This window comes from Humibacillus sp. DSM 29435, from assembly GCF_001758225.1.
Classification (GTDB): domain Bacteria; phylum Actinomycetota; class Actinomycetes; order Actinomycetales; family Dermatophilaceae; genus DSM-29435.
On sequence record NZ_MAST01000024.1, the window covers coordinates 12514 to 28617 of the forward strand.

The 16104-nt window shown below is 70.2% G+C and carries 14 protein-coding genes; 6 read left to right on the forward strand and 8 right to left on the reverse strand.

The window, feature by feature from the left end:
- Positions 1 to 143: 143 nt before the first annotated feature.
- Entirely contained in the window at positions 144 to 356 is a 213-nt protein-coding gene (locus BA895_RS14925; RefSeq protein WP_070192726.1) for a hypothetical protein, read from the forward strand.
- 44 nt (positions 357 to 400) lie between these two features.
- Positions 401 to 889, forward strand: a complete 489-nt coding sequence (locus BA895_RS14930) for a DUF456 domain-containing protein (RefSeq protein ID WP_083283399.1) — start codon at positions 401 to 403, stop codon at positions 887 to 889.
- A 53-nt stretch (positions 890 to 942) separates the two neighbouring features.
- Here the strand turns inward: BA895_RS14930 and BA895_RS14935 are convergent, their stop codons facing one another.
- The 6 genes from BA895_RS14935 to BA895_RS14960 all read right to left on the reverse strand — a co-directional run bounded on the left by BA895_RS14935 (position 943) and on the right by BA895_RS14960 (position 8696).
- Positions 943 to 1350 (reverse strand): DUF3040 domain-containing protein, encoded by a 408-nt coding sequence (locus BA895_RS14935; protein ID WP_070192694.1) that lies wholly within the window; start codon positions 1348 to 1350, stop codon positions 943 to 945.
- A gap of 75 nt (positions 1351 to 1425) precedes the next feature.
- Positions 1426 to 2685: a DNA polymerase IV gene (dinB, locus tag BA895_RS14940; protein ID WP_070192695.1), complete on the reverse strand. Its 1260-nt coding sequence runs from the start codon at positions 2683 to 2685 to the stop codon at positions 1426 to 1428.
- Positions 2686 to 2784: 99 nt separating this feature from the next.
- Positions 2785 to 3549 carry a bifunctional 2-polyprenyl-6-hydroxyphenol methylase/3-demethylubiquinol 3-O-methyltransferase UbiG gene (locus BA895_RS14945; protein ID WP_070192696.1) on the reverse strand — a complete coding sequence of 255 codons (765 nt, stop codon included), beginning with the start codon at positions 3547 to 3549 and terminating at the stop codon, positions 2785 to 2787.
- A 51-nt stretch (positions 3550 to 3600) separates the two neighbouring features.
- On the reverse strand, positions 3601 to 7698 hold the full coding sequence (locus BA895_RS14950; protein ID WP_070192728.1) for a DNA polymerase III subunit alpha: 4098 nt from the start codon (positions 7696 to 7698) through the stop codon (positions 3601 to 3603).
- 11 nt (positions 7699 to 7709) lie between these two features.
- A complete protein-coding gene (locus BA895_RS14955) occupies positions 7710 to 8264 on the reverse strand; it encodes an SAV_6107 family HEPN domain-containing protein (RefSeq protein ID WP_083283400.1) in 555 nt (184 codons plus the stop codon).
- Positions 8265 to 8366: 102 nt separating this feature from the next.
- Positions 8367 to 8696 (reverse strand): DUF6504 family protein, encoded by a 330-nt coding sequence (locus BA895_RS14960; protein ID WP_070192697.1) that lies wholly within the window; start codon positions 8694 to 8696, stop codon positions 8367 to 8369.
- A gap of 486 nt (positions 8697 to 9182) precedes the next feature.
- Between BA895_RS14960 and BA895_RS14965 the strand changes: the two genes are divergently transcribed.
- Positions 9183 to 9902: a DUF4126 domain-containing protein gene (locus BA895_RS14965; protein WP_070192698.1), complete on the forward strand. Its 720-nt coding sequence runs from the start codon at positions 9183 to 9185 to the stop codon at positions 9900 to 9902.
- 3 nt (positions 9903 to 9905) lie between these two features.
- Here the strand turns inward: BA895_RS14965 and BA895_RS14970 are convergent, their stop codons facing one another.
- Complete coding sequence (locus BA895_RS14970) at positions 9906 to 10814, reverse strand: methylenetetrahydrofolate reductase (RefSeq protein WP_070192699.1); 909 nt, start codon at positions 10812 to 10814, stop codon at positions 9906 to 9908.
- Positions 10815 to 11017: 203 nt separating this feature from the next.
- Between BA895_RS14970 and BA895_RS14975 the strand changes: the two genes are divergently transcribed.
- Complete coding sequence (locus BA895_RS14975) at positions 11018 to 12112, forward strand: polyprenyl synthetase family protein (RefSeq protein WP_070192700.1); 1095 nt, start codon at positions 11018 to 11020, stop codon at positions 12110 to 12112.
- Positions 12113 to 12259: 147 nt separating this feature from the next.
- On the opposite strand, the gene BA895_RS14980 is transcribed toward BA895_RS14975, so the two are convergent.
- Positions 12260 to 12655, reverse strand: coding sequence for an Rv2175c family DNA-binding protein (locus tag BA895_RS14980; protein ID WP_371327720.1), 396 nt, complete (start codon positions 12653 to 12655; stop codon positions 12260 to 12262).
- A gap of 261 nt (positions 12656 to 12916) precedes the next feature.
- Between BA895_RS14980 and BA895_RS14985 the strand changes: the two genes are divergently transcribed.
- Together BA895_RS14985 and BA895_RS14990 are read left to right on the forward strand one after the other, a co-directional pair.
- On the forward strand, positions 12917 to 13882 hold the full coding sequence (locus tag BA895_RS14985; protein ID WP_070192702.1) for a LysM peptidoglycan-binding domain-containing protein: 966 nt from the start codon (positions 12917 to 12919) through the stop codon (positions 13880 to 13882).
- A 77-nt stretch (positions 13883 to 13959) separates the two neighbouring features.
- A complete protein-coding gene (locus tag BA895_RS14990; RefSeq protein ID WP_070192703.1) occupies positions 13960 to 16101 on the forward strand; it encodes a Stk1 family PASTA domain-containing Ser/Thr kinase in 2142 nt (713 codons plus the stop codon).
- The last annotated feature ends 3 nt before the right edge of the window (positions 16102 to 16104 follow it).

Sequence of the window (16104 nt, forward strand, 5' to 3'; positions counted from 1 at the left end):
GACGCGGGAAGGTTTCCCCGTGATTGACTGTTGGAACGGTCACGAGGCACCGAGGCGGTAGACAAGAACCGGATCGGGCGTCGCAACGACATGGCAGGGTTTTCCTTGACGGAACCCCTGAGGGAGGAAAGAAGGCGAGCATGATGACGACAGCACTGGCACCCGAGATGACAGCAGCCGACCGCTGTGACCGATGTGGGGCCCAGGCCTACATTCGCGCCCGACTTGTTTCCGGCGGAGAGCTCTTCTTCTGTGGCCACCACGGCCGCGAGTTCGTTCCCGCGCTGCGAGACAAGGCGGTCGACATCGTCGATGAGACCGATCGGCTCGTCGAGAGCCCGGCGTCCAGCAACTGACGCCAAGCCCGCCCTTGCCCTTGATACCCCACTGCTGACCGGCCGTGATCACGGCCACCAACGTCCTCGTCCTGCTCGCCATGCTGGTGGGCACGGCGGGGATTGTTCTTCCTGTGCTACCTGGGCTGCTCGTGGTCTGGCTCGCGTTTCTCGTGTGGACCATCGACCAGCCCGACCGGTCGGGCTGGGTGGTCTTCGCGGTCGCGACCGTGATCTACGCCGTCGGCCTGGTGGCGCAGTATGTCTACCCGGGCCGCCGGTTGCGATCTGCCGGGGTTCAGAACTGGGTCATCGCGGTGTCCCTGGCCGTTGCCGTCGTGGGTCTCTTCGTGATTCCCGTCGTCGGAGCCCCGGTGGGCTTCATCGCCGCCATCTACCTGCTCGAGCTGATACGGCGCCGCGAGCATCGTGGCGCGTGGACGGCCACGAAGAAGGCGGTTCGAGCCGTCGGCCTCAGCGTGGGTATCGAGCTGGTCACGGCTCTGACCATGATCACGGTGTGGGGCAGCGCCGTCTGGGCCAGAGCCAACTGAGCGCCCCCGACGGAGGCGCTCACGTTCTCAGGATTCGGTGCTGTGCCAGTGCCTCACGGCTGGTCGCGTCGGCGCTTCTCCCAGCGTTCCTCGAGACGGCCCATGAAGTTGCCCTGCCTGGCCGTAGCACTCTTGCCGGACGGGGTCGACTTCTGGTGGGGCTTGACGGTGCCATCGGCAGAGACCGAGCCAAGACTGGCCTTCGCCGGCGTGATCGCGAACACGATGCCGCCCACCATCACGGCAAAACCGACTGCCCCGAGCCAGATCAGGCTGCTCATGGCCGATACGACCACCAGCCCCAGGCCGGCCAGGCCAGCCACTACCCCGATGATGACTCGGCCTCGCCCGCCGGATTGCTTCTTCGTCTTCTCGATCCGGGATGCGAACCGCGGATCTTCGGCGTAGAGGGCTTCCTCCATCTGTTGGAGAAGAGCTTCCTCGTGTTCCGAGAGTGCCACTCGGCACCTCCCTGTGCGGTCTCGTTTTTCTCTCCCGAATCGTATGTCGTGATCAGCCGTTCCGGGTGCTTACCTCTAGGATAAGTCGCCCGAGCCCCCTTGTGAACCCGAGCGTCTCTCGGGCATGAGACTTGCCGGTCGCACCGACCCGGCACCGAACCTCGCACTTGCCCTGTCGACCGCGACGTCGGCCTCTCTCCAGCCGTGTTCGGGGTCGTCGAGACGTGCTTGGATGGGGGCTTTTCCGGCTTCCACAAGGCCCTCGAGTCGCACGCCGACGAGGCGGATCCGCGCTCGCTGCAGGCCGAGCCGGTCGTACAGCTCGCGAGCTGTGGCGAAGATCTCACGTGAGACGTCGGTGTGGTGGCGCAGCGTCTTGGCGCGGGTGATCGTCGTGAAGTCGGCGAAGCGCACCTTGATCGAGACCGTACGGCCGGTCATGCCGGCCGACCGGGCGCGGGCCGCGGTGCGGTCGGACAGGCGCAGCAGCTCACGGTGGATCACCACGGGGTCGGAGATGTCGTGGGCGAAGGTCTCGTCGGCACCGATCGACTTCTCTCGACGCTCGGGAACGACGGAGCGCGGGTCACGGCCCCAGGCCAGCTCGTGCAGGTTGCGACCGGCCCCGTCGCCCAGGGCCCGCTGGAGGGTTTCCAACGGGGTGTGGGCCAGGTCTGCGACGGTGCGCAGCCCCAACCGGTGCAGATGCTCCTCCGTCTTCTCCCCGACCCCCCAGATGGCGCCGACCGGCAGCTGGTGCAAGAAGGCGACCGTCTCGTCACGGGGCACGACGATCAGGCCGTCGGGTTTGGCCAGCGTCGACGCGAGCTTGGCCACGAACTTGGTGGCGGCCACCCCGACGGAGCAGGTGATGCCCTGCTCGTCGGCGATCGTGTCGCGCAGCTGCTCGGCGATGCGGGTCGGACGTCCGAGTCGGCGCATGGCGCCTGAGACATCGAGAAACGCCTCGTCGAGCGAGAGCGGCTCGACGTGCTCGGTGATGGTGGCGAAGGTGGCCATGATGGCATCGGAGATAGCGGCGTAGCGTCGGTGGTCGGGCTCGATGATGATGGCCTGCGGGCACAGCCGTCGAGCCCGGGCCATCGGCATGGCCGAGGCGACGCCGAAGGCACGGGCCTCGTAGGTGGCCGAGAGCACCACCGAGCGACCGCTCGCTCCCCCGATGATGACGGGCCGGCCCACCAGCTCGGGCCGGGACAGCAGCGATGCCGAGGCGTAGAAGGCGTCCATGTCGATGTGCAGCACCGTGCACCCGGTGTCGTCTGGCGGGTGGGCACCGGCCCGGGTCGGTGCCGTGAACTGTCGCCGGCTCATGTCGTCACCGGTTGCGTGGCCCGGTCGATACCGCCGAACCGCTCGACCCTGCAGACCCTCCCGACCATGGCTGGTCTGTCGCCCCGGTCGACGGGTGCTTCAGGAGCGGTGGGCGATGATGTGCAGGCCATGGCCGAGCGTGCGGAGGAACTCGCGGCCGGGCCCCACAACGAGCAGCTCGTCGAGCTGGGCGACGGCGGCACGGTCAGCCTCCGAGTCGAGATGGGATGAGGGCACCAGGTGCCCGAGGATATCGGTGCCACGCGTGTGGTCGGCGGTGAAGCCGGTACGGGTGAGCAGTGCCTCGATCTGGTCGGGGTCGAAGCGTCTGGACAGGGGGTCGGTCGCGCCCCATCGGCCGGCTGGGTCGACGAGGGCGGCGCGGGCCTGCTCGAACTCGCCGGCGATGGTCTTGGCGAACACGACGGCGAGACGGCCCGAGACGAGCAGAGACAACAGCCCACCCGGCACGAGGGCGGCCTGGATCGCTCGCAGGGTGGACTCGGGGTCGTCGACGAACTCGAGGGTGCCGTGGCAGCAGGCCAGGTCGAACTCGCGGCCGGCCAGCGACTCGGCGAGACGGTCTCCATCGCCTTGGACGGCCGTGACGTGCCCCTCGCTACCTGACTCGCGAGCGCGCCGGGCGAGGGAGGCGAGGGCATCGGGGCTGGGGTCGACCACGACGACCTGGTGCCCGGCCTCGGCGAGTGGCACGGCCACCCCACCGGTTCCGCCGCCGAGATCGAGAACCTGGAGCGGGCGGCCGAGGCGGGTCCGGTGCTCGTCGGCAAGGGCCGAGACCACAGCCACGACCGCTGACGGCCGGGCCCCGGCGCGTCTCCGCGGGGGCTGCTCGTCGGGCACGGTGTCCTCCGGAGGATGTCTGGTGTGGTGAGGTCGTTCTGCACGATCACCTTAGTGCCCCGAGCTGCCGGGGCTCGCGTGCCACAGCTTGCGTGGCGGGTTGCTCTCCCGGTCGACCGCGGCTGCGCGCTCGGGCGAGACCCGCGGCACTCCCCCGGGCACGAGCGCCCCCGACCCCCGCGACCCGCGAACGTCAGCCCCGGCCGGTTTGATGTCGGCGTAGGGCGACTGCTTGAAGCCGGACGCATGCACGAGCACCCGTCTTCCCTCAGAGGTTCCATCAGCGCCTTGGTCGAGCGTTGTGCCACCGGTGGCCTCGTGCTCACCGAGGGCGGCCGCTCGCTGCCAGGCCGAACGGTCGGCTGCCTCGAGGGCATCACGGGCCGCGTCGACTCCACCCGTGGTCCAGGCGTCTTGCAGCTGCCCGAGCTCCCACGCACCGGTGGCACGGATCGAGACGCCCTTCGGGCCGGTGCGGCGCACGACGCCCCGGCAGAGCAGCAGCCACGAGTGGAAGACGGTGGCGGCATACGGGCCCTGGACGTCTTCGAAGAAGGTGAGGTCGACCGGCCCGGTGGCGTCGTCGAGGGTGAGGAAGACGACCCGCCGACCCGTGCGGATCGGTGGGGTCTGGGTGGCCACCTTGACCCCTGCCACCCAGACCTCGCGGCCGCTGCGGCCGGTGAGCAGCTCGCGGGCGCGGGTGACACCCAGCGCGTCGAGCATCGGGGTGTAGAAGTCGATGACGTGACCGCTCGCGTCGAGACCGAGCACTTCGAGCTCGGCCCGCACCCGCTCCGACCCGGTCATCTCGGGCAGTCCGCTCGTGGCCCGCAGGCGGGGGGTGTCGCCGAGGTCGAGGGTCAGCTGGGTCGCGACGGGCTCGGTCGCGGGAGCCGGCCCCTGCGACTGGGCTGCCGCCAGGGCACGGATGTCACCGGTGACCGAGACGGAGGTGACCCGCCGACGGGAACCCCGGGAGGCGGCCGAGACCCGTCGCTGCGAGGACGACCAGCGGTCGAGCTCGGCGACGTGCAGCAGCAGGTCGCGCCGGGTCACCTGCCCGCGCCGGCCCAGACCGCCCCGCACCTGGCGCACCGACCCTGCCGTGCCGCCGTCGAGCCGGGTCGGCCCGCCGAGGTCGATGTCGTGGATCGTGTCGAAACCCCCGGCCAGCACCAGCTTCTCGACGACCGGCCGCGAGGCATGGGCCCGCTGCCAGAAGTCGGACAGGCTCGCGTAGGGCTGCGCGGCCACGATGCTGGTCACCTCGGCCGCACTGATGCCGTGCACGTCAGCGAGGGACAGACGGATGCCAGGGCTGCCGTCGTCGGTGCGCTCGAACCGGTAGGTGCCGGTCGAGGCGTTGACGTCGAGCCCGAGGATCGTGATGCCGAACGAGCGGGCATCGTCGAGGATGAGTCGTTTGGGGTACATCCCCGGGTCGTGCGTCAGCACCCCGGCGAGAAAGGCCGCAGGGTGGTGCGCCTTGAGCCAGGCCGACTGGTAGGTCGGCAGGGCGAAGGCAGCAGCGTGCGCCTTGCAGAACCCGAACGACGCGAAGGCCTTGAGCACCTCCCAGATGCGGTCTGCCACCGCGGGCTCGTAGCCTCGAGCCCGGGCAGCGGGCCGCCACCACCGTTCGACCCGTTCCTGACCTGCGGTAGTGCCCAGGGCGCGGCGCACCTCGTCGGCCTCGGCGAGGGAGACCCCCGTGGTCTCGGCCACGATCATGAGCACCTGCTCGTGGAAGACGACGACCCCTTCGGTCTCCTCGAGCGCAGGGATCAGGGTCGGGTGCAGGTAGGAGGGGTCCTTCCAGCCCTGTCGCGCATTGAGGAACGGCACGATCATGTCGCTCTTGACCGGTCCCGGGCGAAAGAGCGAGATGTCGATGATGATGTCGTCGAAGGTCTGCGGGCCGAACTTGCCGATCAGCTCGCGTTGCCCCGGGCTCTCGATCTGGAAGCAGCCCAGGGTGCGGGTGGAGCGGATCATCTCGAAGGTCGGCTCGTCGTCGAAGGGGACCTGCTCCTCGTCGTCGAGGTCGACCTGTTCACCGTCGACCCGCTCGACCTCCTTGATCGCGTAGGCCATCGCGGACTGCATGCGGATGCCGAGGATGTCGAGCTTGAGCAGCCCCATCGCCTCGACGTCGTCTTTGTCGAACTGGCTCATCGGGAACCCCAGCCAGCTCGCCTCGACGGGGGTTCGCCTCAGCAGCTCGGAGTCGGAGAGCACGACACCGCAGGGGTGGAGAGCGATGTGCCGGGGCAACCCGTCAAGGCGCTCGACGATGTCGAACATCAGCTGTAGCCGAGGCACGTCGAGCCCGCTCGCCCGCAGCTCGGGCAGCTCGGCCAGGGCGTGGCGCACGTTGCGGGCGGCGATGTGCGGGAAGGCCTTGGCCATCGCGTCGATCTCGCCAGGGGGCAGCCCCAGCGCGGCCCCGACGTCACGGATGGCGTGACGCACCCGGTAGGTGTCCATCATCGACACGCAGGTGACCCGCTCGCCACCGAAACGACCGAGCACCTTCTCGTAGATCTCGGTGCGACGCGCCGACTCGACGTCGATGTCGATGTCGGGCAGCTCGGCCCGCAGCGGTGAGCAGAACCGCTCCATGAGCAGCCCGTGACGCATCGGGTCGACCCCGGAGATGCCGAGCAGGTAGTTGACGAGCGACCCGGCCCCGGAACCCCTGGCCGCGACCCGCACCCCCATCTCGCGGATCAGATCGCACACCTGCGCGACGGTGAGGAAGTAGGTGGCGTAGCCGAGCGTCTCGATGACGCCCAGCTCATCTTCGAGCCGCTCGCTCACCGCTGTCAGTGAGGTGGTGCTGCGCCCGGGGTAGCGGGTCGCGATCGCCTCACGGCATCGCCTCGCCAGTACCTGCTGGGGGCCCGTTCCCGCTCGGATGCCGAGCACTCCGGGCTCGGGCAGGTGCACCGAGCCGATCCCGAGGTCGGCACGAGGATCCTGAATGCAGTCGGTCGCGAGTGCGGTGGTGCGAGCGACCAGCTCGCGAGCCTGCTCTCGGGCCAGCCCGGCGCCACCGACGAGCCCCGGACCGGAGACCTGAACGACATCAAGGGCGAGCGAGTGCATCAGTGGGGTCGGCGAGAGGTGCCCGGCCGTGGTGACCCGGTCGAGGTGGCGGGTGTCGAGGGGCACCAGTCTGCGGGCTGCGTCGAGCACGTCGACGATGGCGGCATCCTGGGGGTCGAGGTGGCGCACCGCGGCGGTGATGATGCTGGGCACGCCCAGCTCGCGAGCCAGGGCCAGCATCCGCCCGGCCTGACCGAGGCTGCCGGGCAGGTGCTCGGGGCCGCCGTGGCAGACCACCTCGACGACGACACCGCCGCGGGGCAGCAGGGCGATCCAACGTTCGAGCGCAGCTCTGGCCTGGCTGTGCGCCTTGGCCAGCACCGCGCGCCCGACGTCGGAGTCGGGCCCGAGCAGCACGACCAACCGAGAGGGCTCCTGCCGCCGTGCCATCTCGGGTGTCACGGCCCTACCGGTCGAGTGGCCACTTTCGTACCCACCGCTCGAGTGGCCACTCTCGTACCTACCGGCAACCGGTGCGGTGATGGGCGCCACGGCACCCGGAGCGCCCGACGCGTGCTCGGCGAGGAGCCGCTCGGTCACGACCGGGGTGCCCCGCTCTCCGCGCAGGTGGGTCGCCGTGACGAGTCGGCACAACGCTGCCCAGCCCTCTCCGGGTGCCAGTGCGCCACCACTTCCACGAGCGAGCACCGTGACACGTGGGAGTCGTGGGTCGACGACGGCACCTCCGCGAACCGGAGTGCGCATCGGCGTGGTCGCCGGGCCGGGAGAGCCCCGACCGGCAACCCCACCAGCGACTCCAGCAGTAGCTCCACCAGTGGGTCTTGAACGGCCGGTAGCCCCCTGTCGACGCGCAGGCGGCCCCTCGAGGGCGAGGTCGACGCCGAGCACCGGGGCCACCCCGTGTTTCATGCAGGCAGTGGCGAACTTGACCGCGCCGTAGAGCCCGTCGCGATCGGTCAGGGCCAGCGCCGGCTGGGCCCAGGCGGCAGCCCGCTCGACGAGCTGGTCGGGCCGGGCCGTGCCGTAGCGCATCGAGTAGCCGGAGGCGACATGCAGGTGGACGAAGGTGTCGGTCATCGCCATCGCCGTCAACGAGCGGTTGAGCCGTCGACCCGGTCAGCCGCCCTCCTGGCACCGGTACCGACCACGGTGAGCCTCGAGGTTCTTCCCGTGGCCTGCCCAGTTACCTGCCCCGTTACCTGCCCGGTGGCCAAGGGAGAGACGGGCGTGATGCTCTGCGGCAGCGGCATCGTGGCCAGGACCCCGAGAGAGTCGTGGACGATCTCGAGGAACATCTCGGCCTGACGGAGCAGGTCGTCGGCCTCACGCACCGAGACCGGTTCGCCCCGGTCGATGGCCGATCGCCGGGTCGAACAGGCAGCGAAGAAGGCAGCCCACTCGCCCAGCTCGGGAGCGATGCGCGGCAGAACCTGCCAGACGCTGCGTGGCCGCGACCGCGGTGACGGGACGGACCGGGCCGCCACCAGTGCCGCCGCGGCCCGCAGCGCACCGAGGTGGGCATCGCGAAAACGCTCAGCCACGTCGCTGGTACGGCAGGCGGACTCAAGAGTGAGGTGCGACCGGCCCAGCAGGTCGAACACGGCGGGGCCCATCGGTGGGCGAGGGAGGTGTGCTGCGGTCATGGTCTTCCTGTCAACGGTTCTGGCGATGGGCGATACCGAGTGATCGGCGTGATCGGCGTGATCGGCGTGATCGGCCGATATCAGGCCGGGTGCGGCACGACATCAGTCGGCTACCCGAACGAGCGACCACTGCTCGTCGTGGGCGGACTCGTCGTGGGCGAGGTCGTAGACACCGGGAGCGAACGACCACCCCGGGCTGGCCTCGACCCGCCAGACCTGGTGCTCGGCCGCTGCTGCTGCGATGCCGGTACCCGGCTGCGCACGCGCCCCGTCGGGGTCACCGGACTCCCGCCACCAGGCCCGTCGCTCACGCCACTGGGCCAGCACGTCGCGAACGACGTAGAGTCGCCCCTTCCAGATGAAGGCCTCCGGCTGCTGCTGCGAGCCCTCGACCGGACGAACCTGCACGACATCACTGAACCTGCGAACCACGACACGTCTCCTACCCGGACACGTCGAGGTCGGAAATCACGACCCAGGTCGCCGCGCCCTCGCGAACAACCCGACACCAACCGACGACTGATCTGATGAACCCCGCTGGATCAGTTCGAACGTATGTTCGAACTGATCTCACCCTAACCCCCGCAGCCGACACCGTGTCAAGACCGTCCACTCAACGGCATCCACCGCACCAGGCGCGTCGTCGTCGCGAGGGCGGCGGCGGGGCGGCGGCGGGAGCGGCAGCCGGCTCTTTCGGGGCGGGGAAGGCCGACGTCACCCCGGCACTCGGGCCACATCTGAGTACCGATGCTCAGGCGCAGCAGCACGACCTGCGGCACCGTAAGGGGTGCGGGTTCGGTCCGCGAACGGAGGGGTGCAGGGGTCCCTTCCGCTCACGGATCGGGCCCGTTCTCACGTCCGGTACCGTCTGAACCCACCCGCACCCGGGAACCGGCAAGAAGGGGGTCAGACGTCATCATGGGAACCGAGCTCATCCCCCTGGTGTTCACCTCCGGGTGGGCGAGCGGAATCAACGCGTACGCCGCCCTGCTCGTGCTCGGCCTCGCCGAGCGGTTCTTCGGCTTCAGCCAGATCCCAGACGCCCTCGGCCGCACCGACGTGCTGGTCGGGGCCGGCATCCTCTTCGTCATCGAGATGGTCGCCGACAAGATTCCCTATGTCGACTCGCTGTGGGACTCGATCCACACCGTCGTGCGCCCCGCCGTGGGCGCGACCATCGGCTACCTCCTCGGCCACGACAACGCCGCCCTCGCGACCGCGGCCTCGGCCGCCACCGGAGGCGTCACGGCGTTCATCTCCCACACCGTCAAGGCCGGGTTGCGCGCCGCGGTCAACACCTCCCCCGAGCCGGCGAGCAACATCGTGGTCAGCACCGGCGAAGACCTCACCGTCACCGGCGTCATGGCCCTGGCCGTCGCCCATCCGTGGTGGGCAGCGGGGATCGCCTTCGTGCTGCTCGCCGCCGGCGCCTATCTGCTCTACCGGCTCGCCGGCCGCCTGCGCCGGGTCAAGCGCCGCTACGACGCCTGGGGCGAGCGGGTCGGCATCGCCACCCCGGCGGGCCGCTCGAGACGAGCACGGGGGCCTCGAGGCAGCCGTGCTGCGCCACCAGCCGGCCCCGAACCCGACCCAGCTGTCGAGCAGCCGTCTGACCAGCCGTTCGACCAGGAGCGCTGAGCCTCAGAGGTTGCCGAACACCTCGAGCGTGGCCGAGCTGCGGTTCATCGTGATGAAGTGGATGCCGGGAGCCCCCTCGTCGAGCAGCCGCCGCGACGACTCGGTCGCGATGGCCATCCCCTCGGCCCGCACCCCGACCGCGTCGTCACCCTGCCGGTCGAGCCGGTCGGTCACGGCGGTGGGCATCGGCTGGCCTGCGAGCTCGGCCATCCGGACCACCTGACGCGCGTTGGTGATCGGCATGATCGCCGGGATGACCGAGAGCATCGACCCACGCCGCGTCAGCTCGTCGCGAAGCCGCAGGTAGCTCTCGACGTCGAAGACCATCTGGGTCACCGCGAACTCGGCGCCGGCCGCCTCCTTGCGGATCAGGGTCTCCACGTCGTCGGCGATGTCGTGGGACTCGGGGTGCCCGTCGGGGAAGGCCGCGACGCCGACCGTGAAGTCGCCCAGGCCCTTGACGAGCTCGACGAGCTCGTCGGCGTGGTCGAACCCCTCGGGGTGGGCCGTCCACGGCTGCCCCAGGCCCCCCTGGGGATCGCCGCGCAGGGCGAGGATGTTGCGCACTCCGGCGGCCGCGTACGACCCGACGATGGCGCGCAGCTCGCCGACGGAGTGACCCACGCAGGTCAGGTGCGCCAAGGGGGTGAGAGAGGTGGACTCGAGCACCCGCTGGGTGAGCTTGACGGTGCGGTCACGGGTGGCTCCCCCGGCCCCGTAGGTGATCGACACGAAGCTGGGTGAGAGCTTCTCGAGGCGGCGGATGGAGTCCCAGAGGCTCACCTCGGCGTCGTCGTCCTTCGGCGGAAAGAACTCGAAGCTGAAGGTGGGGGTGTCGGAGTCGACCATCGCCGGGATCGAGCGGGTGAACCGCTCGGCCCGGACCATCGAGGATGCCGTGCCGTATGCCATACGCCAACCTTAAGCCGGTAGCGCGGCGGGGCCACGGACGTTCCACGGGCGCACCACGGGCGCAACACGGGCGCACCACGGGCGTTCGTGGGACTCACGGCGGTCGGCGCCGGCGGGCCGACCACCAGGAGACCGCGACGCACGCCCTACCTGCTGGCCCACGTAGGCTGAGCACTCATCCGAAGCGACGAAGGGGTGCCCCCTTGTTCAACCCCACCGACCTCGAGGCCCTGCGCGCTCGGGTCCAGCAGGCGATCGAGCAGCAGATCGCTGACGGCGGCCGTGTGCTCGATGAGATCGGCGATGAGATCGCCCCGCTCACCGGCGCGGTCTCGGGGCTGCTCCGCGGAGGCAAGGGTCTGCGTGCCGGTTTCCTCTACTGGGGCTACCGGGCTGCGGGCGGCAGCGACTCCGACGCCCTGGTCCGGCTGGCCGCGAGCATGGAGTTCTTCCAGGGTGCCGCCCTGCTGCACGACGACGTGATGGACCGCAGCGACACCCGGCGTGGCCAGCCGGCCGCTCATCGGGCCGTGGCTGCCCTGCATCGCGCGCAGGGCTGGGCCGGAGACGCAGACCGCTTCGGTGAGGGCACCGCCATCCTGGCCGGCGACCTCTGCCTCACCTGGTGCGACGAGATGTACGCCACCTGCGGCCTGCCCGACGACGCCCTGGCGCGGGGCCGCTCCCAGTTCGACGGCATGCGCACCCAGCTCATGGGCGGCCAGTTCCTCGACCTGCTCGAGGCCGCGCGGGGCTGGTCGGGCCTTGACCTCGACGCCCGCATCGCCTCGGCGCGAAAGGTGATCCGCTTCAAGAGCGCGAAGTACACCATCGAGCAGCCGTTGGTCATCGGCGCCCTCGTCGGCGGCACCGACCGGGCTGCCCTCGAGCCGCTCTCCACCTACGGCCTCGCGCTCGGCGAGGCCTTCCAGCTTCGCGATGACGTGCTCGGTGTCTTCGGCGACCCGGAGGCCACCGGGAAGCCGGCGGGCGACGACCTGCGCGAGGGCAAGCTCACGCTCCTGGTCGCCCACGCTCTCGGCGCCGCAGATGACGACGACCGAGCCACCGTCGAGACCCTGCTCGGCCGCGACGACCTCGACCAGGCCGGGGTCGGGACGATTCGCGGCATCATGACCGCGACCGGAGCAGTCGACCGGGTCGAGACCCTCATCACCACGCTTGCCGACGACGCTCACGCAGCGGTCGAGAAGGCCCGCGCCTGCGGGCAATTCGATGAGCAACCCCTCGACGTGCTCGACGAGCTCGTCGGTGTGTCGACCGCCCGGTACGCCTGACGTCGCCGATCGCCGACTGATCCGCAGACTGGTATGCCGCTTGACCGGCATCCGGATCAGTCTGCCGATCAGTCTGCGGTCACTGCTGTGACAGCGACACCAGCCGTAGACTGATCCGCCGCTTGACCGGCATCCGGATGCCGGTGGTCACAGGGCAACCTCCATGGCGCGCCGACGCACCTCCGTCTTGTGACCGGCCCAGAGCGCGTCGATGGGGGCCCCGTCGACCGGCAGCGTGGGGTCGGGGGTGAAGAGCCACTCGATGATCTCGTCGTCGCGCATCCCGCTGTCGGCCAGCACCGTGAAGGTGCCGCGCAGCTCGGACCGAGGGCCCTCGTCGTTGAAGAACCGGGTCGGAACGGCCACCACCTTCCGATCACCGATGCGAGCGCTCAGCACCTCGCGGTCGACGATGAGCTGACGGGCGGCGGACAGCCGGAGGCCGAGGCGGTCGGCGACCTCGGGCACAGTGAGCCAGTCGGCCACGAGTGCTTCCAGGGAGCCACCGGTCGGAGGCGTGGTCATCTCAGGTGGTGTCGTCACTGCGCAGAGTCTGCCACCTGCCCCCGGCGCGCGCGGCGGGCCGCCCAGTTCGTGCTCGTCCAGTCGGCGTGGATGCCGGGCGGATGCCGGGCGGATGCCGGTGACATCCGGGGGGGAAGAGCGGTCGCATCTCAGTTGAATTACACAAGTGTGGTTTTACTTTAGTGATCAAACATCTACTACTGTCGCAAAAGCCCCCCCCGCCCCTACAGCCTCAGTACCGAAACCCTGCCCCCGCCGCAGGCCCCGGGAAGGACCTCCATGCCCCTCGCCGCCGACGTTGCGACCCTGGCCCCAGCACCACACGCCCTGTTCGCGCCCCTCACCGCCGTCTCCGGCTCCTGGAAGACGATCGTCGTACGCCCGGGCGACACGCTCTGGGACCTCGCCATCCGCTACCGCACCACGCCTCAGGCCCTCGTGGCCAAGAACCGCCTGCGCGGCGGTGGGCACCTGCTCGCCGTGGGGCAGAAGCTGCTCGTCCCTGGGGCGACCCCGTCGAAGACGCCCTCCAGGCCACCGTCGAAGACCGGTTCGACGGCATCCGGCACGACGAGCCCGAAGACACCGACGGGCTCGACTCGCACCCACGTGGTCACGGCCGGCGAGACGATGACCGGAATCGCGCGACGCTACGGCCTGTCGCTGACCAAGCTGCTCGCGGCGAACCGTCTGCCCAACTCCGGCACGATCTTCGTCGGCCAGCGGATCAGGGTGCCCGGGGCCACGTCAGCCTCCCCCGCGCCGGCCAAGCCGTCCGCCAAGCCGGCGAACAAGCCGAGCCCCTATGCCGCCGCCGTCGCCCACAGCAAGGCGCTGCTCGCCGGACGGTCGGTGCCCAGTCGCACCACGACGGCCGCGATGATCCGCACCACGGCCCTTCGTCATGGCGTCGACCCGCGCCTCGCCCTGGCGATCGGCTGGCAGGAGTCGGGCTGGAACCAGCGCGCCGTGTCGTACACCAACGCGGTCGGGGTGATGCAGATCATGCCGATCTCCGGCACCTGGGCGGCACAGCTCGCCGGGCGAAAGCTCGACCTCTACGACGCTGCCGACAACATCACGGCCGGGGTGCTCATCCTGCGTGCCCTGCAGCGCAGCGCCGACACGCGCGAGCAGGCCATCGCGGCGTACTACCAAGGGCTCTCGTCGGTGCGCAGCCGTGGCCTGTACACCGACACGAAGGCTTACGTCGCCTCGATCCTGAAGATCTACACCCGGATGTGACCCGCGCGTAGGGCCGTGACCAGGCTCCGTGCCGGAACCTCCCGGAGTTGCACCGGAAGGGACCGTAAACTCCTCCCGTGACGTCCAGCGTGGCGGACGCGCTCGTGGGTCGGGTGATCGACGGGCGCTACCGCATCATCTCCCACCTCGCGGACGGTGGCATGGCCTCCGTCTACGTGGCACTCGACGCACGCCTCGACCGGGAGGTCGCGGTCAAGATCATGCGGCCGGGCCTCGCGACCGACCACGTGTTCGTCGAGCGTTTCCGGGCGGAGGCCCGCTCGGCCGCTCGGCTCAGCCACCCCAACGTCGTCGCGGTCTTCGACCAGGGCGAGTGCGACGGCGACGTCTTCCTCGCCATGGAGCTCGTCGAGGGCAAGACCCTTCGCGACGTGATCCACGAGGAGTCACCCCTCACCGCGCGCGAGTCGCTCGCCATCCTCGAACCCATCCTCGAAGCGCTGCGCGCTGCCCACCTGGCCGGCATCATCCACCGCGACGTCAAGCCCGAGAACGTCATCGTGCGCCACGACGGCGAGGTCAAGGTGGCCGACTTCGGACTGGCCCGGGCCATCACCAACCAGACCACCACGAGCCAGACCGGCGTGCTACTCGGAACCGTGTCCTACCTCTCGCCCGAGCAGGTCGAACGCGGCACCGCCGACCAGCGCAGCGACGTGTATGCCGCTGGGCTGGTGCTCTTCGAGATGCTCACCGGGCGCAAGGCGGTCACGGGCGAGACCCCGATCCAGATCGCCTACAAGCACGTCCACGGTTCCATCCCCCCGCCCTCGAGCCTGGTGCCGACGGTGCCTCGAGAGCTCGACGACCTCGTTGCCGAAGCGGTCGCGGTGGAGCCGGCCGACCGGTTCGCGTCGGCGCAGGCCCTGCTGACGGCGCTGCGCTCCGTTCGTCGCTCCCTGCGCCCGGAACAGCTCGACCGTCGCGGCAGCCTCGCCGTCAGCAACGACTCGAGCCGGTTCGCTCCCCCACTCCCAGAGGCCTCCACCGGTAGGCGAGGGGCGAGCCCGACGAGTCCGTCGGCCGGTCGCGAGGCCGCGGGCAGCCACCCAGCCCAGACCGCCGGTGCCGGCCACGTTGCGGACGGCAACCCCGACGGCGGCGCCCACGACGACCGCACGCACACCGCCCGCATCGTTAGGGCCGGCGCGGCCAGCCGTACGCTGCCCGAGCACATCGAACGGATCAAACGCCTCGACCGGCCCCTCGACGCCGCCCGCGCCGAGCGGGCCGAGACTGCGGCGGGCCGCGGCTCCGAACGCCCCGCCGTGTCGAAGACCACCGCCCTGCCGATCGGCGCAGAGCTGCCCCGCGAGCGTCGTCGGTGGCCATGGTGGCTCGCCGCGGCACTGCTGGTGCTCGGCGGCGGAGGCGCAGGCTGGTGGTTCAGCGCCGGGCCCGGCGCGTCCACCACGGTTCCCGCCGTCGTCGGGCAACAGGTCAGCGCGGCCGACGGCGTGTTCGCCGAAGCGTCACTGAACTCCGAGACCAGCGAGGAGTTCTCCGAGACCCGGGCGAAGGGCACCGTGCTGCGCACCTCGCCGGCCGCGGGCACCGAGGTGTCGAAGCAGACGAAGGTGCTCGTCGTGGTCTCCAAGGGCCAGGAACGCTACGCCGTGCCCACGTTGACGGGGTCGAAGGCCGACACGGTGGCGGCCTCGCTGTCCGGACGCAAGCTCAAGCTGGGCGACACCACCGAGGCGTTCAGCGAGACCGTCGCGGCCGGGGTGGTGATCTCGCAGCAACCCGCGCCCGGCGCCTCGGTGCGCCGAGACACCCCGGTCACCGTCGTGGTCTCCAAGGGCCGGCAACCCATCAAGGTACCCGCGGTCAAGGGGCTCGCGATCGACGCGGCCACCGCCGCCATCACCGATGCCGGGCTCACCGCCAAGCGCGTCGACGACGCGAACAGCGACACCGTGCCCGCCGGGCAGGTCATCACGCAGAAGCCGGCGGCCGGCACCCTGTTCCGCGGACAGCCCGTCGAGATCACCGTGTCCAAGGGGCCGGTCATGGTGCAGGTGCCGAAGGTGGTCGGGCGCCCCGTGGCCGAGGCCGAGAAGGCTCTCACCGATCTGGGCTTCACCGTCAAGAAGGAGTACCCCTTCGGGCGGCTCTTCGACCTCGTGAGGGTGCAGAGCGTCGAAGGCGGGCAGTCGGTACGCAAGGGCGCGACCATCGTGCTGACGATCGTCTGACCC